Source organism: Pseudomonas sp. S60, from assembly GCF_016647865.1.
Lineage (GTDB): Bacteria > Pseudomonadota > Gammaproteobacteria > Pseudomonadales > Pseudomonadaceae > Aquipseudomonas > Aquipseudomonas parafulva.
Map to the genome: position 1 here is coordinate 22,736 of NZ_JACVVH010000005.1, position 22,362 is coordinate 45,097.

General features: G+C 59.9%; 23 protein-coding genes. 19 read left to right on the forward strand and 4 right to left on the reverse strand.

The window, feature by feature from the left end:
- Positions 1–4: 4 nt before the first annotated feature.
- From IAE33_RS03670 to IAE33_RS03730, 13 genes are all read left to right on the forward strand, one after another.
- Positions 5–406: a TIGR03750 family conjugal transfer protein gene (locus IAE33_RS03670; RefSeq protein ID WP_201162256.1), complete on the forward strand. Its 402-nt coding sequence runs from the start codon at positions 5–7 to the stop codon at positions 404–406.
- On the forward strand, positions 403–1,041 hold the full coding sequence (locus tag IAE33_RS03675; RefSeq protein ID WP_201162258.1) for a PFL_4703 family integrating conjugative element protein: 639 nt from the start codon (positions 403–405) through the stop codon (positions 1,039–1,041). Before IAE33_RS03670 ends, IAE33_RS03675 begins: the two co-directional genes overlap by 4 nt.
- Positions 1,041–1,847, forward strand: a complete 807-nt coding sequence (locus IAE33_RS03680) for a TIGR03749 family integrating conjugative element protein (protein WP_201162260.1) — start codon at positions 1,041–1,043, stop codon at positions 1,845–1,847. Before IAE33_RS03675 ends, IAE33_RS03680 begins: the two co-directional genes overlap by 1 nt.
- Entirely contained in the window at positions 1,837–3,345 is a 1,509-nt protein-coding gene (locus tag IAE33_RS03685; protein WP_201162262.1) for a TIGR03752 family integrating conjugative element protein, read from the forward strand. The genes IAE33_RS03680 and IAE33_RS03685 overlap by 11 nt, the downstream gene beginning before the upstream one ends.
- Positions 3,308–3,727, forward strand: coding sequence for a TIGR03751 family conjugal transfer lipoprotein (locus tag IAE33_RS03690; RefSeq protein ID WP_201162264.1), 420 nt, complete (start codon positions 3,308–3,310; stop codon positions 3,725–3,727). The genes IAE33_RS03685 and IAE33_RS03690 overlap by 38 nt, the downstream gene beginning before the upstream one ends.
- Positions 3,727–6,468 carry a conjugative transfer ATPase gene (locus tag IAE33_RS03695; protein ID WP_201162267.1) on the forward strand — a complete coding sequence of 914 codons (2,742 nt, stop codon included), beginning with the start codon at positions 3,727–3,729 and terminating at the stop codon, positions 6,466–6,468. Before IAE33_RS03690 ends, IAE33_RS03695 begins: the two co-directional genes overlap by 1 nt.
- Positions 6,469–6,690: 222 nt before the next feature.
- On the forward strand, positions 6,691–7,668 hold the full coding sequence (locus IAE33_RS03700) for a TIGR03756 family integrating conjugative element protein (protein ID WP_201162461.1): 978 nt from the start codon (positions 6,691–6,693) through the stop codon (positions 7,666–7,668).
- Positions 7,668–9,023, forward strand: a complete 1,356-nt coding sequence (locus tag IAE33_RS03705; RefSeq protein ID WP_201162462.1) for an integrating conjugative element protein — start codon at positions 7,668–7,670, stop codon at positions 9,021–9,023. Before IAE33_RS03700 ends, IAE33_RS03705 begins: the two co-directional genes overlap by 1 nt.
- Positions 9,020–9,325: a hypothetical protein gene (locus IAE33_RS03710; protein WP_201162269.1), complete on the forward strand. Its 306-nt coding sequence runs from the start codon at positions 9,020–9,022 to the stop codon at positions 9,323–9,325. Before IAE33_RS03705 ends, IAE33_RS03710 begins: the two co-directional genes overlap by 4 nt.
- A gap of 9 nt (positions 9,326–9,334) precedes the next feature.
- The gene (locus tag IAE33_RS03715; protein ID WP_201162271.1) at positions 9,335–10,873 is read left to right on the forward strand and encodes a conjugal transfer protein TraG N-terminal domain-containing protein; all 1,539 of its coding nucleotides are present in this window, start codon (positions 9,335–9,337) and stop codon (positions 10,871–10,873) included.
- An 824-nt stretch (positions 10,874–11,697) separates the two neighbouring features.
- The gene (locus IAE33_RS03720; RefSeq protein ID WP_201162273.1) at positions 11,698–12,063 is read left to right on the forward strand and encodes a DUF3085 domain-containing protein; all 366 of its coding nucleotides are present in this window, start codon (positions 11,698–11,700) and stop codon (positions 12,061–12,063) included.
- Positions 12,064–12,358: 295 nt separating this feature from the next.
- A complete protein-coding gene (locus IAE33_RS03725) occupies positions 12,359–12,679 on the forward strand; it encodes a hypothetical protein (RefSeq protein WP_236406045.1) in 321 nt (106 codons plus the stop codon).
- Between the two features lie 89 nt (positions 12,680–12,768).
- Positions 12,769–13,707, forward strand: a complete 939-nt coding sequence (locus tag IAE33_RS03730; protein ID WP_201162274.1) for an ArdC family protein — start codon at positions 12,769–12,771, stop codon at positions 13,705–13,707.
- Between the two features lie 81 nt (positions 13,708–13,788).
- Here the strand turns inward: IAE33_RS03730 and IAE33_RS03735 are convergent, their stop codons facing one another.
- Together IAE33_RS03735 and IAE33_RS24515 are read right to left on the reverse strand one after the other, a co-directional pair.
- Positions 13,789–14,154: a histone-like nucleoid-structuring protein, MvaT/MvaU family gene (locus tag IAE33_RS03735; protein ID WP_192907277.1), complete on the reverse strand. Its 366-nt coding sequence runs from the start codon at positions 14,152–14,154 to the stop codon at positions 13,789–13,791.
- A 130-nt stretch (positions 14,155–14,284) separates the two neighbouring features.
- Entirely contained in the window at positions 14,285–14,464 is a 180-nt protein-coding gene (locus IAE33_RS24515) for a DUF7740 domain-containing protein (protein WP_236406054.1), read from the reverse strand.
- A gap of 221 nt (positions 14,465–14,685) precedes the next feature.
- Here IAE33_RS24515 and mobH point away from each other — a divergent pair, with 221 nt between their 5' ends.
- The 5 genes from mobH (at position 14,686) to IAE33_RS03760 (ending at position 19,432) form a co-directional block, all read left to right on the forward strand.
- A complete protein-coding gene (gene mobH / locus IAE33_RS03740; RefSeq protein ID WP_201162277.1) occupies positions 14,686–16,404 on the forward strand; it encodes a MobH family relaxase in 1,719 nt (572 codons plus the stop codon).
- A gap of 186 nt (positions 16,405–16,590) precedes the next feature.
- Positions 16,591–16,920, forward strand: coding sequence for a hypothetical protein (locus IAE33_RS03745; RefSeq protein WP_201162279.1), 330 nt, complete (start codon positions 16,591–16,593; stop codon positions 16,918–16,920).
- A 16-nt stretch (positions 16,921–16,936) separates the two neighbouring features.
- A complete protein-coding gene (locus IAE33_RS03750) occupies positions 16,937–18,145 on the forward strand; it encodes a PfkB family carbohydrate kinase (RefSeq protein WP_201162281.1) in 1,209 nt (402 codons plus the stop codon).
- Positions 18,142–18,747 carry a 7-cyano-7-deazaguanine synthase gene (locus tag IAE33_RS03755; RefSeq protein ID WP_201162283.1) on the forward strand — a complete coding sequence of 202 codons (606 nt, stop codon included), beginning with the start codon at positions 18,142–18,144 and terminating at the stop codon, positions 18,745–18,747. The genes IAE33_RS03750 and IAE33_RS03755 overlap by 4 nt, the downstream gene beginning before the upstream one ends.
- The gene (locus tag IAE33_RS03760) at positions 18,725–19,432 is read left to right on the forward strand and encodes a hypothetical protein (protein WP_201162284.1); all 708 of its coding nucleotides are present in this window, start codon (positions 18,725–18,727) and stop codon (positions 19,430–19,432) included. Before IAE33_RS03755 ends, IAE33_RS03760 begins: the two co-directional genes overlap by 23 nt.
- Here the strand turns inward: IAE33_RS03760 and IAE33_RS03765 are convergent.
- The gene (locus tag IAE33_RS03765) at positions 19,418–20,188 is read right to left on the reverse strand and encodes an 8-oxoguanine DNA glycosylase (RefSeq protein WP_201162286.1); all 771 of its coding nucleotides are present in this window, start codon (positions 20,186–20,188) and stop codon (positions 19,418–19,420) included. The two genes, IAE33_RS03760 and IAE33_RS03765, sit on opposite strands and share 15 nt — an antisense overlap.
- Before the next feature lie 2 nt (positions 20,189–20,190).
- Positions 20,191–21,060, reverse strand: a complete 870-nt coding sequence (locus tag IAE33_RS03770) for a DNA adenine methylase (RefSeq protein WP_236406057.1) — start codon at positions 21,058–21,060, stop codon at positions 20,191–20,193.
- Here IAE33_RS03770 and IAE33_RS03775 point away from each other — a divergent pair.
- A complete protein-coding gene (locus IAE33_RS03775; protein ID WP_201162287.1) occupies positions 21,053–22,348 on the forward strand; it encodes an AAA family ATPase in 1,296 nt (431 codons plus the stop codon). The genes IAE33_RS03770 and IAE33_RS03775 overlap by 8 nt on opposite strands.
- Positions 22,349–22,362: the final 14 nt, after the last annotated feature.

Genomic DNA, 22,362 nt, shown 5'->3' on the forward strand with positions numbered 1-22,362 from the left:
CACCATGTCCGACGCCCCTGCCACGCTGCCAGACGGCACACTGACCTTCCTGCCGGAACGCCTCAACCGTGACCCGGCCGTCCTACGCGGCCTCACCAACGACGAGATGTGGGTCGCCCTGATCATCGGTGCAGCGCTGGGCGTGATCTTCGGCGCGCCGCTGGCGTTGGCCACCGCCTCCATCGCCACCCTCCCCACCTGCATGTTCCTCTGCATGGCATTGGTGTTGCTCGGCGGCGGCAAGCTGCTGCGCCGGGCCAAGCGTGCCCGCCCCGAAACCTGGTTGTACCGACGCCTACAGTGGCACCTGGCAGTGCACTGGGGCATCGGTTCGCACCAACTGATCCTGCATTCGGGGCCGTGGACCTTGCGCCGTACGCGTCGGCATGTGAGGGCCACGCCGTGAGCCGCTTCCGCAACAAGGTGGATGCGCAGCAGGCGCATATTTTCAGCCTGCGCCTCGCCGTGGCAATCCTGGCACTGCTGTCCGGCGGGCTCTGGTACGGCTGGCAGGCCGCGCCCTCCGAACTCACCATTCACGTACCGCCCGATCTGCGCTCCGGCAGTACGCGCAAGTGGTGGGATGTGCCTCCCGAGAACATCTACGCCTTCGCCCTGTACATTTTTGGCCAACTCAACCGCTGGCCCACCGACGGTGAGGTCGACTACCACCGAGCCATCTTTGCCCTGCAGCCCTACCTGACGCCCGCGTGCAAGACGTTCTTCGATGGCGACTTCGAGTATCGCAAGGCCGCCGGCGAACTGCGTGGCCGGGTGCGCGGCGTTTACGAGGTGCTCGGCCGTGGCTACAGCGACGACCCCGACCTGCGCGTGAAGCAGCTGGATAATCACAGCTGGCTGGTCAAGCTCGACCTCAACGCCGACGAGTACTACGCCGCCGAGCCGGTAAAACGCGTGGTCGTGCGCTATCCGCTGCGGGTGGTGCGCTTCGACGTCGACCCTGAACGCAATAAGTGGGGCCTGGCGCTGGACTGCTACGAAGGCACACCGCAGAAGCTGACATTGCCGGGAGGTGCGTGATGATGCGTGTCTTGATCCTAATTCTGGTGATGACCAGCGGCTGGTGTTCAGCGGTCGGCGCCGTCGAGGTCAAATACTGGGACCGCCTGCCCTTGGCCGTTCCGCTCACGGTGGGCCAGGAGCGGATCCTGATGCTGGATGAAGATGTTCGCGTCGGACTGCCCAGCGCGATCGCCAACAAGCTTCGCGTGCAGTCGGTCGGCGGTACGATCTACCTGCGCGCCGCCGAAGCACTCCCCCCTACCCGGTTGCAACTGCAGTCGGTGAAGACGGGCGACATCATCCTGATCGATATCGAAGCGCTCGAGGGCAGCGAGTCACTGGAGCCTGTCAAGATCGTGGCCCAGGCCCAGGCACTGGACGCGGACAACGAAAAAGATGCAGCACCTGCGGCGACGCCGGTACCGGTGGTGCTTACCCGTTATGCCGCGCAGAACCTCTATGCGCCACTGCGTACGGTGGCGCCATTGCCCGGTGTGCGGCGTGTGCCACTTAGCGACTCCGCCGCGCTCAGGACCTTGCTGCCGACCGAACGGGTTTCGATCAAGGTGCTTGCTGCGTGGCGCCTGGGCGACTACTGGGTAACGGCGGTAAAGATCGTGAATCGCGGGCCCGGCAAGGTCACGCTGGACCCGCGTCACCTGCAGGCGACGCTGTACGCCGCGACGTTCCAGCACGCAGACCTTGGCCTCGCCGGGACGCCTGAAGACACCACCGTGGCCTACCTGGTTACCCGCGGCGGGGACTTGAAGCACGCGCTGCTGTTGCCTCCGCCAACACCGGAGGCTACCGATCATGAGAGCTAACAGCCTGCTGAAGTGGTTGGTGCCTGGAGTCCTGCTGGGCATCGTGCTGATCATATTCAAATCCTGGATGGCCGCTCCGGACGGCCAGCGCGCTCGCGATCCGGACAAAACCACGCTCAGCGCGGAACAGGCCAAGGCCTTGGGCATCGCGGGCGACACTCCACGCGACACCGTGGCCACGCTGATCGGCCAGGTCAAAGCGATGCGCAGTGAGATGCAGACGCTGAAGAAAGGCAACGATGCGCTACAAACCGAGAACAACCGGCTGCGTTCGCGCGAAGGCAATATCGACACGCGCATCCAGAGCACCTTGAGCAGCGTCACCCAGCAGGTCACCGAGCAGCGCCAGCTAGCCAACGATGCCCGGCAGAAGGCCGAACAGCAGCACCGCGAAACCCAGAGCCTGCTGTCCAGGCTCAAGGACCAGCTCACCAAGAAGCCGGCCGCGAAGTCGGATCTCCCCGCAGGCTTTGGGCTTGAGCCCGGCGACGAAGAACAGTTTTCGGGTGCGCAATCAGCGCCTGATGCAGTGCAGTGGATCGAGCCGTCGAATGCGCGCGCCGGCCATGACGACGCCAGCAAAGGTGATGGTCCGCTGTCATCGCTGACGTCGACGTTCAAGGACCTGCACGGCCTGGACAACAACGCCATTGATCGTGGCCAGGACCGCTTGCGTGTCGTCGCCAAGGGCGAGCGTGACTTGGAGGACGCGCAGGACCGCGCCGAGGGTGCCAAGCCCGTTTACACCCTCCCTGAAAACTCGACGCTGATGGGCTCGATCGCCATGACCGCGCTGATTGGCCGGGTCCCGGTGGACGGCACGGTGAACGACCCCTATCCGTTCAAGGTGCTGGTGGGTCCGGACAACCTCACCGCCAACGGCATCGACCTGCCAGATGTGGTCGGCGCGGTCATGAGCGGCACCGCCGCCGGCGACTGGACGTTGTCCTGCGTGCGCGGCCAGGTCGAGTCGATCACCTTTGTCTTCAGCGATGGCACCGTCCGCACGGTGCCCGAGCCGCAAAAGGTCGTCACCCGCAATCGCAGCAGCACCCAGTCCTCCGACACTGAAAAGATCCGCGGCGGGCTGGGCTACATCTCCGATCCCTACGGCATTCCCTGCATCTCCGGGGAGCGCCGTTCCAACGCCCAGCAATACCTGGGCAGCCAGAGTCTGATCACGGCGGCCGGCGCCGCCTTCGCCGCGGCCCTGGGCAGCGAGCAGACCAACACCTCATTTATCAACTCGGCCGGCGGCAGCCTGGGCTTGACCCAGAACAGCGGCAACAGCGCGCTGAACTCGGTCATCAGTGGTGGCATTGGCGATATCCGTGAGTGGATCAACAAGCTCTATGGCGAAGCTTTTGCCGCCATCTACGTCCCGCCCGGGGCCAAGGTGGCCCTGCACCTGGATCACGAGATCAGCATCGACTACGAACCCAAAGGCCGGAGAGTGAACCATGAAAGCCCATCCATCTCGGTACTGGATCTGGATTAGCCTGCTGCTCGGCCTGCACCTGGCCGGCTGCTCCACCAGCAAGGAGGAAATGCTGTCCCACGGCGATCAAACCATGTTGGACATCTGGAACGGCGGTGGCGCCGTCGGTTCCCAGCAGCAGTTGCAGGAAGCGCGTGGCGAACTGCGCCGTCCAGTGCTCGACCCTGAGCGCCTGATAGGCGACCAAAGCGCTTACACGCGCACCGCCGCCAACGAGATCCGCGCCCAGTTCCCACGCCTGCCCAATCCGGACCTGGTCATGTACGTGTACCCGCACCTGGCCGGTACCCAGCAGACCCCCGTTCCAGGCTACTCGACCGTGTTCCCGCTGTACGAGAAGGTCCAGTACGCGCTGCCCGGCGAACGCCTGGACGATCTGTGATGGCCGATGACATAAGACCCGACCCGCCACACTGGAAGCCCTGGCGCGCGGCGCAGCGCCGGCGCGCTACGCTTGCCGACGAGGCCGCCCAGTATGCGCACAATCCCAGCTTCACCGATCACCTACCCTGGGTCGAATACCTCGAGGACGAGCAGTGCTTTCTGCTCGACGACAACCGCTCAGTGGGCGCGGTGTTCGAGCTGCAGCCGATCGGGACCGAGGGTCGTGAGCCCGAGTGGTTGATGGCGGCCCGTGACGCCCTGGAGGATGCGTTGCAGGACAGCTTCGACGAACTGGACCAGGCTCCCTGGGTGGTGCAGTTCTTCTGCCAGGACGACAGTGACTTTGCCCCGTACCTTGATCGCCTGGAGCGCTATATCGCGCCGAGGGCACGCGGCACACCATTTACCCAGGCCTTCCTCGCTTCGATGCAGCGTCATCTCGACGCCATTGCTAAACCGGGTGGGCTGTTCGACGACCATGTCGTGTCCCACCTGCCCTGGCGCGGCAGCAATCGGCGGATTCGACTGGTGGTCTACCGCTGGCTCGGGGACCAGGGTGACGATGACGGGCAGAGCCCGACTCAGCTGCTGAGCCGCACTTGCGACCGCCTGGTGGCCTCGCTGCAGGCCTGCGGGGTCAGCCCTCGACGGTTGACCGGACGCGACTTCTACGCCTGGTTGCTGCCCTGGTTCAACCCGTCCCCTGCCCTCACCGACGAATCCCCCGCAGCGTTCTATCGACGCGTGCCCTATCCGGAGACGGACGACGGCGAGGAGCTGCCGCTGCCGTTCGACCACGATTTCGCCGAGCGGCTGTTCTTCCAGGAACCACGCTCCGATAGCGAACAGGGCCTCTGGTACTTCGATCAACAGCCTCATACGGTGATGGTGGTCGACAAGCTGCGCAGGCCGCCCCATATCGGCCAGCTGACCGGCGAAACGCGTAAGGGCGAGGCGTTGAACGCCTTGTTCGATCAGTTGCCCGAGCATGCGGTCATGAGCCTGACGTTGGTGATCACGCCCCAGGATGTGCTCGAGGAGCAGCTCAACCGCCTGGCACGTAAAGCCATCGGCGAGAACCTCGCCTCGACCCAGACCCGCCAGGACGTGGAAGAAGCGCGCGCGCTGATTGGGCGCCAGCACAAGCTGTACCGCGGTACGCTGGCGTTGTATCTACGCGGTACGGATGAACAACAGCTGCGCCAGCGCTCGGTTCAGGCCGCCAACGTCCTGCTCGGCGCTGGCTTGCAGCCGGTGCGTGAGGGCGACGAAGTGGCGGCGTGCAACAGCTACCTGCGCTGGTTGCCGATGGTCTACAACCCAGCACGCGACACGCGCAACTGGTACACGCGACTGTTGTTTGCCCAACATGTCGCCAACCTGCTGCCGCTCTGGGGCCGCAGCGTCGGCACCAGCAACCCAGGCATCACCTTCTTCAACCGTGGGGGGGCACCGCTGTCGTTTGACCCATTGTCACGTTTCGACCGCTCCATGAATGGCCACCTGCTGCTGTTTGGACCGACCGGGGCCGGCAAGTCGGCCACCCTGGTCTCGATCCTGATGCAGGTCATGGCCGTGTACCGGCCGAGGCTGTTCATCGTTGAAGCGGGCAACTCCTTTGGCCTGCAGGGCGACTACTTCGCCACGCTCGGCTTGTCCGTCAACAAGGTCCAGCTCAAACCCGGCAGTGGCCTAAGCCTGGCGCCGTTTGCCGATGCCCGTCGGCTGATCGAGCATCCGGACCAGGTGGCTAGCCTGTCGACCGAAGACCTGGATGAAACGGCGCTAGACAGTGATGAGCAGCGTGACGTGTTGGGCGAGTTGGAGATCACCGCGCGGCTGATGATCACCGGTGGTGAAGCCAAGGAAGAGGCGCGCCTGACCCGCGCTGATCGCAGCCTGATCCGCGAGTGCATCCTCGATGCCGCCCAGCACTGCGCCGCGACCGAACAACAGGTGCTGACGCGCCATGTCCGCGATGCCCTACGCCAGGTCGCCACAGACGCCCATTTGCCGGACAAACGCCGTGAGCGCGCTCAGGAAATGGCCGAGTCCATCGACCTGTTCTGCCAGGGTTTCGAGGGTGCCCTTTTTGACCGGCCCGGCACGCCCTGGCCAGAGAGCGATGTGACGATTGTCGACCTCGCCACCTACGCTCGTGAGGGTTACGAGGCGCAGATGTCGATCAGCTACATCAGCCTGATGAACACGGTGAACAACCTGGCCGAGCGCGACCAGTTCCTCGGGCGTCCGATCATCATGGTCACAGACGAAGGCCACATCATCACCAAGAACCCGTTGCTGGCCCCCTTTGTAGTCAAGGGCACGAAGATGTGGCGCAAGCTGGGTGCCTGGTTCTGGCTGGCCACGCAGAACCTGGCCGACTTCCCCGACGCGGCGCAGACCATGCTCAACATGATCGAGTGGTGGATATGCCTGAACATGCCGCCGGCGGAAATCGAGGAAATCGCCCGGTTCAAGAAACTCACGCCGGCGCAGAAGGCGCTGCTGCTCTCTGCGAGCAAGGCCTCGGGCAAGTACACCGAAGGCGTAGTCCTGTCGAAGAACCTGGAAACACTGTTCCGCGCGGTGCCGCCGAGCCTGTACCTCGCCCTGGCCATGACCGAGCCCGAGGAAAAAGCCCAGCGCTGGCGATTGATGGAAGAGCACCAGCAGTCCGAGCTGGGGGCCGCCCTGCAGGTCGCAGCGGAGATTGATCGCCTGCGCGGCATGTTGTGACCGATACCGCCAGGACTGTTCGCAACCTCTTAGCTCAGCAAAAATCGATAAGAGCACATTTGTACTCTTTCGGTATTTTGCCTGACTCGCTCTGCTAAATCAGCCCGTCAGGCGAAATCGATAAACCCGGACTCAGTTTGTCTCCCCTCCTCCAGCACCGGATCCGGGATGCTGAAACTTGGCGCATGGATGCACACCGCTGCCACCTGCCGAGCGTTGCCCATGAGCGTGACCGTCTCTACCCGCTGCAGATCACCGATGCCCAAGAAGGCTGGCGAAAGTCGTGCGTTCACTGCGGCGGTTCTGCTCATCGCCACCGAGCAGTGCCTGGCACTGACCACCCCGACCATCATCGCCTCCGTCACTTCGCTGCAGTGCCTGGAGTACCGGGTCGTCGGCATCTGCTACTGGCTGCTATGCACGCCGTTCGGCTGCACGGTGCGAACCTCGCCGAAGATCCGGCATTTCATTCCCGAGCTGGTGGTGTCGAGTTACGCCGACACCGGCACCAACCCCTGGAGCGAGATGTCGGCACTGTCGACACCGACGCCAGCGTCACAAGGGGGTGGCAACCTGATCACGCCTTCCCCGCAGCGCGATAACCTGCCTCGGTTCAAGAATGTCGACGGCATCGGGCACCCCGGCGGGGCTGCCCTGACGGCCTTGGCGCACACGTTCGGCTATGCGTGCCCAAGCGGTGCCGTGCCGTTTGCGCCCTACTACCTCAGTACCCTCGACCCACTGGCGTGGCGCCAGGCCATTCCCGAATCCGTCTACCCGCAGGCACTGGTGCCAGGAATGCGCGAGATCGGCAACCAGGCACTCGGCGACATGTGGGGTAGCGTCTACCCTCGCCACGGATTTCTGGTGCAGCCCGACGATTTCAAAGCCGGTGCCGTGATGGCTCAACGCGCCAGCGACTTCATTACCCGCGCTGGCCAGCCGCATGTCTACCTGCCGCTGCAGCCGGTGCCTGCTCCCGGCTACTGGCCCCCGCAGCCGGTGCTGGAAAACAACGTCAACAACCACCGCTGGCAATTGCTCACGCCGGTGATCCAAAGCACCTGTGCCATCTTCCCCAGCCCAACGATCCAGAGCGCCGACGGCGCCTATGCCTGGTCGCTGTGGCGGCCCTACCGCTGCTGCCAGCGCATGGGCCAGACCTTCCTGTTCAGCATCGATTTTGACGGAGGCCAATGATGAAGACCCTCTCGATCGGTCTGCTTTGCTTCGTCGTCTATGCCGTGGGCCACGCCGCCGAGAGCGGCTACCACCTTGGTGACCAGGCTCCGGTCTTGGACGACCGGGTGATGTACACCATCGGCGGTGGTTCAGCGGCAGGAGCGCCCTCCTCGCTCTACCGACCCAATGGCCTTGGTGTGGGCATGTCGTGGCGCGCCAACATGATGTGCGGAAACATGAACCTCTCGAACACCCTGCAGAACCAGCTCAATGGCGCCACCCAGGGTTTCCAGCAAATCATGGGCAACGTCATCCAGAACGCGACTCAGGCGGTGATGTCGCTGCCGGCGATGATCATCCAGCGGGCCAATCCCGGGCTGTATGAGCTGCTGAGCAATGGTGTTCTGCAGGGACGGATCGACTTCGACCGCTCCAAGCTCACCTGCCAGGCAATGGCGGCGAAGATGGCTGACAAGGTCGACCAGGCCGGCTGGGGTGCGCTGGCGCAGAACCAGGAAATGCAGCACAACCTCGAGCAGTCCGGCGGTGATGCCGTGACGGCTGTGAAAGACACCGAATCCAATAACGGCAACAACGGCGTCAGTTGGGTCGGTGGGCAAAAAGCCGGTGGCAACGGCCAGCAACCCATCCGGGTGACGTCGGACGTCGTCAAAGCCGGCTACAACCTGCTGCACAACCGGGCGATCGAGGACACCTCAGCTCTTGGTTCGAGTTGCCAGAATGGCGCCATCTGCCAAGCCTGGTCGAGTCCCGAGGAGGCCTCCGAGTGGGCGACACGTGTGCTCGGGGAGACCGAGGTGCAGACCTGCGACGACTGCGAGACGCTGCGGGTAACCGCCGGTACCGGCCTGTCGCCGCTGATCCAGGAAACCTACACGGAAAATCTGGAAGGTTTGCAACGCATGGTCTCAGGCGCCGAGCAACCCTCCCCGGAGAACCTCGGCAAAGTCTCCAGCCCGTTGCTGCAGGTCTCTCGCGGCGTCATCGAGGGGCTGCGCGACGACCCCGACCAGAACCTGATAGCACGACGCCTGGCCAGCGAGACCGCGCTGTCCAGTGTGATCTACAAAGCGATGCTGTTACAGCGCACGCTGTTTGCTGGCAGCCACGAGCCTAACGTGGCCTCAGCACAGCCCGCCACCAGCGCCCTCAACGGCAACGTGGAAACGCTGGAGCGCGAGATCCGCCTGCTGCAAACCGAGCTGCAGGTACGCCAGGCGCTGGCCACCAATACCGCTAGCCTGGTCCTCGATCGCCACGCCGGCGGCGCCGATGCCTCGCGTAGCATCGACCAGCGCGATCCGGAGCCGGACCGGTTGCGCCGGGCCGAACAGGAGATGAGCACGCCATGATTTTGTTTTCGGTGAAGTCCACGCTCGCACGTGTGCTGATGATCCTCGGCGCCATGCTGGGGATTTTGTTGATGGCTTGGATGGCGCTGCACCTGTCCATGACCCAGTTGGATTGGCTCGAGCCGGCACGAGGGACAACGCCCTACTTCGCGTGCTGGCGCGCCCTCTTGTACACCCTGATTTTTGCCGGGTGGGCCGCAGCGTTGCGCAGGCGGCCCAAGCCTGAAGATGAGCAACGGCTGAAGCGCCTGGGATTGATCGGCTTCAGTTCGATCATCCTGGTCGAGCTGTCTCGCGTGTGAGGTGCAGCCATGAACATGAGCACCAACAGCTATCTCGAGTACTACCTGTCACTGCTGGCCTGGATCATCAACAACGGCATCTGGAACATGCTGGCAGACACCGGGCTGTTCGCCGCCCCCTTCGGTGCAATCATCCTGCAGGAATGGCTGTCAGCCCGCCAACAGGGTGCCGACGAGGGCAACAAGGGGTTGTTGTCGATCCCTCGCGTCGAGAACCGGTTGTGGATGAGCTACGTGGTCATTCTGTTTGGCTGCATGCCGTTTTTCCCGCTGAACCTTTCATCCGTGAGCTTTGACGATGCTGCGAGTCAGCGGTGTGGCGTGTCCATGGCCAAGCCCGCGGATACTGCCTGGGGCACAACCTTCAACACCATCGGAGAGAAATCCGCGAATGTCCCCGTGTGGTGGTTCCTGGTGCATGCCATGAGCAAAGGCATCACCGCCGCCGCGACCGCATCGATCCCCTGCGCACCGGACATCCGTGCGATGCGCATGGAGATCGACAGCTCGCGGATCAACGACCAGATACTGCTGCAGGAGGTCGCCGACTTCACCCGAGACTGCTACGGCTTTTCGCGCTCGCGGCTGTTTACCAATCGGCCCGATTTAGACGATTCCCAGAGCTACGACGCGTCCTGGATTGGCTCGACCTACCTACTCAATACACCGGGTTACTACGATACCGATCGCTCGCGAATGCCCAGGGTCGATTGGCCATACGACGAGACCCGGGATACCTCGCTGCCCCAGCTCGACAACGGTGCCGGTTATCCCACCTGCAAGCAATGGTGGAGCGATGGCACCATCGGATTACGTGATCGCCTGGTGTCCGAGCTCGATCCATCGTTGATGTCGCAGTTACGGGGCTGGCTGACTGGGCGCACCACCACCGAGATCGAAGACGCTACCTTGCGTGAGCTGGTGAGCCCGCGGCAGCAATCGTTGAGCATGGCGCCCGGGCAGGTGTTCCAGGACTACGGCAGCAGTGCCAGGGGCGGCTCACTGACGCAAGGGCTCAACAACCTGGCCACCAACACCGGCCTGGCCCTCGGCTCGTTCAGCAATTACCCGGCGATGAATGCCTTGCGTACAGCCTTACCGATGGTTCAGGCCTTCCTGATCATGGGCACAATCATCAGCTTGCCACTGGTGCTGCTGATCAGCACCTACCAGTTGAAGGCGCTCATGACGATCACGTTCGCGCTGTTCACCCTGCACATGCTGACGTTCTGGTGGGAACTGGCGCGCTGGATAGATTCGAGCATGCTCGAAACCCTGTACAACCAGGTCTCTGCCACAGACCAGGCATTGTTGTCGTTACCGACGGCAGGCTTCATGGACGGAACGGTCACCGCGCAGGTAATCGAGTACGTCATGGGCGCAATGTTCGTGGTGCTGCCGATGTTTTTCCTGGGCGTGATGAGCTGGGCGGGATACAACGTGGGCAGCGGTATGCAAACGCTCCTGACCCGCGGAAGTGAAGGTGCTCAGGTACAAGCAGAGAAGGGATCTTCACAGCTTATGTCTGGAGCCCGCAGATTGAAATAACCAATCACCTAGGGGCCCCATTATCGTCATACATTTCTGGGTATCGCAGATGATGTCGAGGATGGCTCATTTCATGGATACGAGGCTGTCTATCACCACTGATTGGCAGAGCCGCAATAGTCCATACAGCTACCATGCCTATTGCAAGGAAAAGCGCAACTGAAGCAACGGCTAGCACCAGGATTAACTTGAAAACATAAAAAACGACTTTGCGATACTTGATCGGAACCGGGGCAAGCATGCCGAAGTCCAGAATCGTAGACTCCAGTTTGTTAACCAGCCGGCCGACACCAACCGCAGCACGAATTAGATACTTGCCAACAGATGTACGACTAGAAGTGGAACAAGTCGGAGTCGACATTTGATTACCTCCCTCCCCGTGCCTTGGCTCAGGGCCGAGCCGCTACAGTTAATTTGGATCCAAGCCTTAGATTACTCCTCTGTCGCTGACTTCCATGACCGTTGATCACCTGGGTGCCGCCGTTTATCCCCTGTAGCGCTTGGTGGATCTGCGCCTGGAAGTCATACAAAAAGCACCATTGACGCTCTTCGGCTCGCTTGTTAAACCAGTTGTGCAAGCGCTGGTTTTCCAGCATCCCAGGTAGCCATAACCTTTGAGGCTACGTCACGTATGTGATGGTTATCCCCAAATGCGATTCGCGTTCGGCAGCTCGCATGGTCACCGTTCCCCGGTGATGAACGCCCTCTAATCCCCCAAAGCTCACAGAGCCCGCGTCTTCGACGCACCCAACCCAATCCATTCCAGTGCTGGGAATTCTCCCGCATGGGTGGCATTCCTCCGCACCTTCTGGAGGATCTCCATCATGCTGCGTTTCACAGGCACTGAACTTCATGCCGTATTGGCAGAGGCCGGTATCAAAGGTTGCAGAGTGATATTGGTCAAAGACCACGGCGTCTACCTCATGTCAGAGGTTGGCGAAAGCAAGCCGGATGGCGGTGGGCGTAAACGCGTGGCTTACGCCACCGGTTGCAACCCTGCCGTCGACGACTTCGACACCTGGTGGAATCGCGCCCGCGATGAATTTGGCGGCGATGATTTTGCCGAGTACTTTGACATCAATGATCCCGTTCTCGCCAGCCTTCGCGGCACTGCAGGATCGCTGGTGGTGGAGGCCACCTCCACCCACCTGTACCTGGCCGCCGAGGTTGATCCTGCGGGAAAAGCTTGAACGTAAAAGCGAGCACTTCGCGCTTCCCGAGAGGCACCTAGCGGGCCTTTCGGGAGGCATTACACACTACGTTCAGACTGAGTGGTGATTGCCGCTGGTCAGGAATTCAAGGCCGATAGTCTTCCTTGGAACGCCCTGGATAGAGCCGTTCAAAAGAGGTCAGGATCGGAGATTGACCCCACGTTCAGGCGCGTTTTAATGGACGGACGCTCCCTGCTCGGCGGGTTGATCGGATCGGGAAAATCCACATCAAACCTCAGAAAGGTGACGCGGAATCTGCTAACCGGAGGCCACCATGTCCAGGATGAACCACCTTTCCACTGCCATTGTGCTGAGCCCAGGTGTCTGGCGGCAGTTCATTGAACCTGCCACAGGCGAGGAGCCGGTTGGACAGTCTGCACTGCGCTTGGTTGGCCTGCTCAATAGCGCGCTGACCTCTGCACCGCTTGCCTTGCACCGTCCCGTAGCACTGCAGCTCGACCTGCAGGGCAACGGAACTTCAGTAGTTGCCCATTTGCCGCAGCTTCAGCTGGCTCGCGTCATACCACGCAGCGGCCCGGCTTTTTTACTCGTCCGACTGCCTGATGAGAGCGCGGTAGACATCGCCGCCCTCTGACCCACTCAGCACCGTCGTACCCTCCTCTACCCCCACCGGGAACCCTTCCCGGCCGGGCAGCGTTCCCCCCTTCACGACCGGAGAACGCCATGTCCGATATCTACCTGGACGTCACCAACAAGATCGTCAGTGCCCTGAGCCAAGGCGTGATCCCTTGGATCAAACCTTGGACCACCGCAGGTTCGAGCGCTGACTCCCCATTCCCCATCAACGCCATTACCCGGCGGCCCTACGCCGGCATCAACGTTCCACTCTTGTGGGCCGAGGCCCGCCTGCGAGGGTTCACCCAGGATCGCTGGCTGACCTTCAATCAAGCACGCAAGGCTGGCGGCCATGTGCGCAAGGGCGAGCAATCCACCCTCGCGGTGCTATACAAACCGATGAGCAAGGAGGCGCATGACGAGGATGGCCAGGTCGTTCTCGATGAACAGGGCAACATCAAATTGGTGCAGTTCGCGATCCTGCGCACGCACTGCCTGTTCAACATCGAGCAGACTGAAGGCTTGCCTGACGAGGAGCCAGCCTCCGCTGAGCACACTGAGCCGGCGACCTTCATCGATCATGAACCGGCCGAGCAACTGCTGGTCGCCAGCGGTGCGCGCATCGAGCATCGCTACAGCGATGACGCGTTCTATCAGCCGATCCGTGATCTGATCCAACTGCCTACGAAGGCGCAGTTCGAAGACGTCGGCAGCTACTACGCAACGGCTCTACATGAGCTGACACACTGGTCGGGCCACCGGTCGCGTCTGAACCGTGAAGGTATCACCGGCGGGCATGCATTCGGCTCCACGGCGTATGCCTTTGAGGAGCTGGTCGCAGAAATGGGCGCCGCCTTTCTCTGCGCACTCACCGGTACCACGGGTGAGTTGCGGCACGAGGAATACCTGGCGTCCTGGCTGAAGATCCTTAAAGAGGACAAACGAGCCATTTTCCGCGCCAGTGGTCAGGCCCGGGAAGCCTCTGAGTACCTGTTGGCCTTGCAGTCTGTTCAAGCCACGGATATGCCAGCTCGTCTCACCGCGTGATTCCACCCAGCAAAAAGGCCCCTATCCGGGGCCTTTGTTTTATCTGCTGCGCAGCACCCGCCGCCGGCAGGAAGCCATTAATTACTGCAGCCAGCTCTCAACGGTGTCCGAGCCGTGCTCCTGCTTCCACTGCTTGAGGATCTTGTGATTGCCGCCCTTGGTTTCCACAACCTCACCGCTCTGTGGATGCTTGTAGCGTTTCACCTCGCGAGGCTTGCGCTGGCTGCTGCTGGACGCACTCGCTGTCGCTACGCTCAGGCCCTTGGCCGGATCCAGAATGCTGATCACTTGGCGTAGGCCCATGCCGTATTGCTCCAGCAACGCTTTGAGTTTCTGTTCAAACTCGATTTCCTGCTTCAAACCGGAGTCGTTTTTCATGGCATCCAGCTGTTGCAGCTGCGCGGCCAGTTGCGCTTCCAGTGCTTTGAACTCGGCAAGTTTGGACATGAATAATGTTCCTAGGTGTGGGACAAGTGCTGGGATAATAACTGAGACCGCAGAGTTAGCCGAGGATTTACTTAAAGCACGCACGTCTCTTGCACAGCGCCGGTTAAAACGACCTCGCCTGGTCGCTCAATCAGACAAGTGCTGACACAAGTTCCCGTGGGTTCGCGCTGTTCCTAATCTTGAACACGATATCGCGCTGGCTGCGGGGCAGTTTTTTCGCACAGCGCTTGGCCGCAGATCGGATGGCCGCATCCGTGCCATGAATCCGATCAGCCAATAACACGACCAATACCGCATCACTCAACGTCATCAGCGCCCCAGCTCTAGAAATCATGCCGGCAATCTACGCCCTGAACAAAGGGACCGCTATTCCGAGCGGCCGCCGATCCCGATGGAGCTGGCTTCGAATTATCACACGCGCGAAAAAGGCCAAGGCGGTAAAGGGTAACGGCGGCAATGGAAGGGGGCGCAAGGGTAAGAGCTCTATCCGAAAAGGCAAAAGGACCTTCCGAACGAACAGCAGGTCATGCGATGAAACGCTGGTGGCTAACATTTCAAAAAGGTGAGGCGGCAGAGCCCCCTCTCACGCCCATCGCCGAGGGCTTCATGCTCCCCCGGTCGGCCGAATCTCTACTCGCCGCCGATCACCGGAGAGAGCTGCTCGAACGCATCTGGCAGTACACGGCCCTCTCCGAAGCGCAGTTTGATCGGCTCTACCTCGAGCCCATTCGCCGCTACGCCAGCTTCGTACAGCAACTCCCGGCGAGCGAAAGCCATCATCACGCCTATCCCGGGGGCATGCTCGATCACGGGTTGGAGCTGGTGGCGTGCAGCCTGAAACTACGACAGTCCTACCTCCTCCCCAGTGGCGCAGCACCGGAAGACCAGGCCGCACAGGCCGACGCGTGGAGCGCCGCGATCGCTTACGGTGCCCTGCTCCATGACATCGGCAAAATCGCCGTAGACCTGCAGGTCGAGTATCAGAATGCCGAACGCTGGCACCCCTGGCACGGCCCGCTGAACCAGCCCTACCGTTTCCGCTACCACCCAGGCCGCGATTACAAGCTGCACGGCGCCGCGGCGGGGTTGCTCTATACGCAGATCCTATCGCCCGCCCTGCTCGACTGGCTCAGCGATTACCCCGAATTGTGGAGTCAATTGCTGTTTCTGCTCGCCGACCACTACGAGCACGCTGGGACACTCGGGGAATTGGTGCTGCAGGCTGACCGTGTCTCCACAGCGCAAAACATCGGTGGCAATCCTGCGAAGGCTTTGCAGGCGCCCAAGCACTCCCTGCAGCACCACTTGCTAACGGGACTGCGCCATCTGGTGAAGAACGAGTTTAAGCTCAACCAGCCCGGCGCGGCCGGCTGGCTCACCGAAGACCACCTATGGCTGGTCAGCAAGACCACGACCGACAAGCTGCGCGCGCATTTGCTGGCTCAGGCCGTGGACGGTATCCCCACCTCCAACATCGCCTTGTTCGATGAACTGCAGTCTCATGGATTGGTGGAGGCGACGCCGGAAGGCAAAGCGATTTGGAACGCCACTGTCACGGACGGTGACTGGCAGCATCGCTTCACCTTCCTTCGCCTGCAGCCGAGTCTGATCTGGGCCAATGAGTCCAGGCCAGACTGCTTCAGTGGCACGATTGAACCGATGATGGACTCAGCCCTGCCGACTGATGACGTCAGGGAGTCTGCCCTAGCCGGGCCACAGATTGCAGCGGCAGAACAAACGCTCGCCGCTGTGCCGGTGAATCAGGAGTTCGACTACCTCGACGATCTGATGGGCATGCTTGAGGACCCAGCCGAGCTTCAGGCTGGACCAACTGCAGCAAGCCTCAGGCCTACCACTTCGCCGGAGCAGGACGCCGCGGGATTAGCCTTTATCGAGTGGCTGCGGGAGGGCATTCGCAGTCATCGCTTAGTGGTCAACGACAGTAAGGCTAAAGTGCATACCGTGGATGGCGCATTCTTCCTAGTCACACCGGGCATTTTCCAACGCTATGCTGCTGAGCACCCAGAGTTAACCGAATCAGATCTTAACAACGACGCGTGGCGACGTCTCCAACGTCAATTTGAGAAACTGGGCATTCATCAAAAAAGATCCAATGGGCAAAATATTTGGACCTGCAGTGTCAGAGGTCCTCGTAAAACCAGCATCCTGAATGGCTACCTACTGCACGGAGCAGCAGGCATTTCCAACGCCCCTCCGACAGACAACCCATGGCTCATACTGGAAAGATGAAACGATTCTCTACGACATGAGATCCTCCAGCAGGCCACGAGTAATAGTGGCTTCGCCCACTCCCAATAGGCAGAAGTACTATTCCCAAAGGCGTCATGATAGATTGATAGCCAAGTGTCATCACCGCATTGATTGCTCAAGGTAAAGGCCCATCGCGCCGCTTACCGACGTCACAAGGAATGTTTCATGTCTGGCTCCAGTACCCGTTTCTACGGCAGGTCTTCTGCCGCCAATCCCGCGTGCGAAACCCTAGAGTTGTTCACCCAGCTCTCGTCACCCAAGGAAGATGTGATCGACGAAATTGAGATCGGCGATATCCTGGAAGTGGTAGTCATCACGCAGAGCAGCTTCAGTACCGTGCAAGTACTGTGGAGGGGCCGGTTGGCCGGGGGGATTGCTTCACCCGATATTCAGCTGCTCCAGCGCTGTCTCAGCGAAGGGGTAATTTATCTCGCCGAGGTAATGGAAAAGAGCGGCGGAGAGATTCGAGTTCGGATTTTCCCTTACACGGCCTAAGGCAAGGAAGCCCAAGATGATCACTGTAGTAGGTGGAGTGTACCAAGAGCGTTGCATGTCGCCCCGCTGGGTCGAGGTCTATGGTTCCGGTGGACGAGCTGCCACCGCGCTCGCGCGAATGGGGGCGCAGGTTAGCTTGCACGCTTATGCAGATGCCCACACGGAAGGTGTGATTTGCCAACGAGCTGCGCTTGAGGGTTTCGATGTACACCTTGAAAGCATCGGGCAATCAGTCAGCTTCTCCTACACACACGGACTGTCCACTCCATCTGTATTCAAGCCCGTTGTTGATCAACCACCTTTGCAGGTCAGAGCGGATTGGGTAGTGCGCTTTGGCATGATCGAAGGGGATGCAGTAGTAGATGCCGAGTACGCCGTTTATGACCCCCAAAGCCCGGTGAGCCCACAACGTTTCTCGGCTAACGGATCCAAAGCCAAACACCTCGCCCTCATTCTCAATCACAACGAAGCGGAGGCGTTGTACGGCAACCGTGAACCGAATGTCGAAAGGCTCGCCGCTGCCTTGTCTGAAATGGAAAAAGCCGAGGTCGTCATCATCAAGAGAGGGCCACTGGGCGCGCTTGTGTATACCGGTGGCCAGTCTTCAACCGTTCCAGCCTACGCCACGTCCAAGGTGTTCAAGATTGGTTCAGGGGATAATTTCGTTGCTCATTTCGCCTACAACTGGCTTGAGCTTCACCTACCCCCTCACGATGCTGCGCTGAATGCTTCACGCGCGACCGCGTTTTACTGCCAACACCAGGGCTTTGGCACGCCCAAGCGGCTTAAGGATTTCCAGCCGGCGCCACTGATCATTTCCAACGCTTACCGAAACGGGAAACGGCCAAAGATCTACTTGGCCGGGCCCTTCTTCACCCTTGCCCAACTGTGGCTGGTCGAGGAAGCTCGAAATGCCTTCCTGAGCATGGGACTGGGGGTCTTCTCCCCCTACCATGACGTAGGTCACGGGCCAGCAGCCGAGGTTGTCCAGAAGGATGTGGATGCCATTCACGAATGTGAATTGATGTTTGTGATCGGGGACGGCTTGGATGCAGGCACCATTTTTGAAATTGGGTACGCCCGGGCACTCAACAAGCCTGTGATCATGTATGTGGAGAATGAGTCCGAAGAGGACAGAAAGATGATGGAGGGCACGCATTGCGTGATCAGCAATGATTTCGTCACCGCTATCTATAAGACTTCTTGGGAGGCTGTGGCGGTATGAAGCGTGCCCTGTTGCTGTCGGGAGGCATGGACTCCCTGGCTCTGGCCTGGTGGAAACGCCCGGAACTCGCCATCACCCTTGACTACGGACAACTCGCCGCTGAAGCTGAGATCGGGGCTTCGCGTACGATCTGCAAGCATCTAGGCATCGAACACCACGTTGTCTCAATTGACTGCCGTTCGCTTGGGTCGGGGGATATGGCCGGCGCCAATGCTGATGCGCATGCGCCTGCTTCGGACTGGTGGCCCTACAGGAATCAGATGCTGATCACGCTGGCCGCAATGAAGGCGATCAGCCTCGGGGCCAACGTCTTGTACCTGGGCTCAGTCAGCTCTGATGGCTCCCATCAGGATGGAACGCCGGCCTTTGTTGCCGCCATCAGCCAATTGATGGCCATGCAAGAAGGCAACATGAGGGTCGAAGCGCCCGCTATCACCTTGACCACCTCCGAATTGGTGCGAACAGCCGGCGTTCCGATGAACTACCTGTCATGGGCGCACAGTTGTCACAAATCGAATGTGCTCTGCGGAAACTGCAGGGGCTGCAACAAGTACTTTGAGGTCTGGAAAGAACTGGATCATGACCTGGACGCGGCCCCCTAATCCCTCACCTCGGGCGATCCCTGAGTTCTATGAGCCCTATGTGTGGCCGGTGGGAAATCATCTGTTTTTCGCAGCAGCCAAAGGCAGTGTTCCGGCGGCTGGCGAGGCGTCAGTGTTCGACCTGCTGGCTCGTCGGCGAAGCAGGCGATCCTTCGGGCCGGTGAACACTGACGCACTCGGGTCGCTCCTCTGGCACACCGCAGGGATTCAGGCTACTGAACCATCTGGATACGGGCCTCGCCTGGAGCAGCGCCCTACCCCCTCTGCGGGCGCACTCCACCCCATCCACCTGCTATTGAAAATGCCAGATTTCCCCGAGTGGTATCGATACGACGGAGGTGTGCATGCGCTTGTGCAGGTGCCAGGATCTTCAGGTGTTCTTGCGCCGTTGCTGGGTCAAAGCGTCGAAGTGATCGCGTCACCCTGCGCCACCCGGATCGTCTTGATTGCCGAGCCGGGCAAAACCTTCGCCAAGTATCACCATGCTTCAAGCCTGATCTGGCGTGATGCCGGAGCCTTGCTGGGTACCTTGTCGATTGCAGCAGAGGCGCTAGGCATGCATTTCTGCCCCTTAGGCATCACGGGCGAGCCATGGGTAAGCGAGCTATGCCTGACAGGAAGGCTGGCCGGTGTTGGCATGGCATTGATTGGTAGCCCAGATCTGGAAGACTCAGGCGGCCTTTAGCTTGCTTCTGCCCAAAAGATCATGGACAACATGCGATGCGGACATCATCTGGTACCACATCAATGCATCGAGGGCGGAAGCCCTGACGGACAGCGCCCGACTGAACGCCAGGAACTCCTGCTCCAGCTGCAGGTAATGCCGCTCGACCGTCAAGCCCGGGGTGAAAAAACCAGCTAGCGCGCCTGCCCTCAGGATGTGGATATCCAGGATGGCCACATCGTCGGCATCCAGCCAGTTCCGCGCGATCCATGACGCGGTCTTGAATCCGATGCCAGGAATCGCAAGCAGCCAGTTACGCAGCGCTTGCCCGGATTCCAGTGGAATGTCTTCGGCGTGCAAGGCCATGAGGGCCGCGTGGAGGTAGCGGGATTTCTGCCTGGCGAAGCGATAATGCACCGACTTTGAGCCGACAATCAGCGGCTCGGACAACCATTCCAGAAGCTCGCTCTCTGAAGGAAGGTAACTCTCAAATGCGCCCTTGTCCTTGAGATGCGCGAAGGCTGCCAAGCCTACGCTCGCCGGAATGCCGTGGCCACCGAGTAGGCAGGCCCCCACTTCTTCCCTAAGGGTGGAGCCGAGCTTGTAATTCAGCGGGTGCGGCTGAATTTCATCCGCCCATGCTTGATAAGCCCAGTAAGCCGGAGATGGGAACGCTTCGATAGCTCCCCATTGCACACCGGGAAGCACCTCGCATTCCGCCTCAGGAAACTGCCGCCGGTGCACGATCGAATCTGAGAAAACACATCCCATCTGCATGCTTATCTCTCTCCCTCTCCGTAAGTGTCGTTCATCCACTGAACCAGATCGTTGCGTTCAACCGGGTGCATCAGAGCAATCTTCTCGCGCAGCCGTGCCTGGCGACGAGCGATGGTTTGCCGCTCTCTAAAGGTATGGCCCAGGTAACGGGTATCATGAAGCGCCATAGGTTCTGGAAAGTTCATCCAGACGCATTCTTCTCGCAAGCCTGCATGCGTCTTGGCGTCGAAGGTCACCAACCGCCATCCCTCGAGTGCCTCCAGGTACAGATCGCTCCGATAGCCCGAAACCATCACCATGCACGGAAGGGCCTTGAGGGCGCCCAGCAGTTCGACATGGCCCTGCTGGTCGTACTCAAAGCGATAGACCTTCTTGCTTTTGCGGGTTTCCGGCAGGTAAGGAGGGTCAGCGTAGATCAACTCGTTCCCAGTGAAGGTTTGCGCCTGCAGGAATTCGCGGGCGTCCTTGTGCACGAGTTCGCACTGCCCATGCAACTCGTTTTGCTGCCACAGGGCGTGCACAGCAGGATCGATGTCGATACCGATGCTGCGAGTTGCCGGCTTCTTGTGCCGCATTACGGCACCCGCCCCAAGGTGGGTTTCGATGTAGACCTGATGCGCGGGCATCAGATTGATCAAGCGCTGGTAGCACTTGCCCTTTCCGCCTGGATAATTCATCGCCTGATCATCGTCAAAACTGACGATGATGTCAATCGCCACCCGCACCTTCCCTGCAGCCATGACGCCGCGCGCGACCGTATTCCCAGCGCTAATGGAAAGGTTATACTCAACCCCATCATGGCTTTTTGCCAACACCTGCAAGTGTGTGCGGCAGGATTGTAAGTACAGCTCAAAAGGACTATTGATGCGCATTATAAAGTTTAGAGCCGAAAAACTCTTTGGTCGATTTGACTATGAGATCGACCTCGATCCGCCAAGCGGCAATACCATCATTACTGCGCCAAACGGATACGGTAAGTCAACCATTCTGAGAATCCTGCAGAACTTCGCATCGGGTGACTATTACTACTTTATCCGCGAGAGTTACGCCATTCTGGAGTTTACCTTCTCTGAAGGCCCTCCTCTTACCATCTACAAGACGCTGGATGACAAAAAAAAGCAGTTGGTGTCATTCTCACGCGGTAAGCTTTTTTCAAAGCTAGGTGACCCGTTTGAGGACAATATTGATGAAAGCATTTACTTTATTGAACGCGAACTCGACTTTTTGACCCGAGTCGGATACACGACTTGGAAGCACGATGTATCTGGCGAGATTCTAGATCGACTCGATGTCTTGGCAAGGTACGGGGGCAAAAGCAACCTTCGCCACAGGTTCCGCGCGATAGACTGGGTCGAGGATCTTCGCGCACAACTGTCCATTTACTCGATTCCAACGAACAGACTGAAAGAAGGTGAAGCGCCTTCTGCCCAGTCGTCGATGGTAACACTGATTGCGCGCGACATAGCCGAGCTGATCAAGGACACCATACGGAATCAGTTCAAGATTGGTCGCGAAAAAGAAACCAGTTTCCCCGCCCGCATTATTGACTCGCTCAAATCTGGAGAAGCCCCTTCAGAAGAATCCATCAAGCAGTCGATCGCGGCAGTACAGAACCATGAGTCACGGTATAAACGACTGGGATTGCTCCCCAAAGACAGCTCTACAACGCACCTGAGTAACCAGACGGAGATTAGCGACCATGCCACCAGGGTCGTTTTAAAGACTTACCTGGATGATATCCACCATAAATTCTCGGAACTTGCTGCGGTCGCGAGCAAGCTTGAGGTATTCACCAAGTCGATCAACTCACTGTTTGCCTTCACGACTGCATGGCCATCAGCGGATGGCGGTATCGTTATCCGAGCCAAGGATGGGGAGAAAGAGCCGCTGTCACTGGCAGCCCTGTCGTCGGGCGAACAGCACCTACTTGTCATTCTGGGCAAGTTGGTATTCGAGACAAAGCCCGGCTCACTGGTTATGATTGACGAACCCGAGATTTCATTTCACCCCGAATGGCAGGAAAAATTCCTGGATATCCTGGAGAGCATCCGTGAAATCAATGGGTTCTCGACAGTCGTCGCGACCCACTCACCCATGGTGATTGGCCATCGTTGGGATGACACCGTAGAGCTGGCTGATCTGTACACCCAACATTCCTAAGGACGGGAAACCTG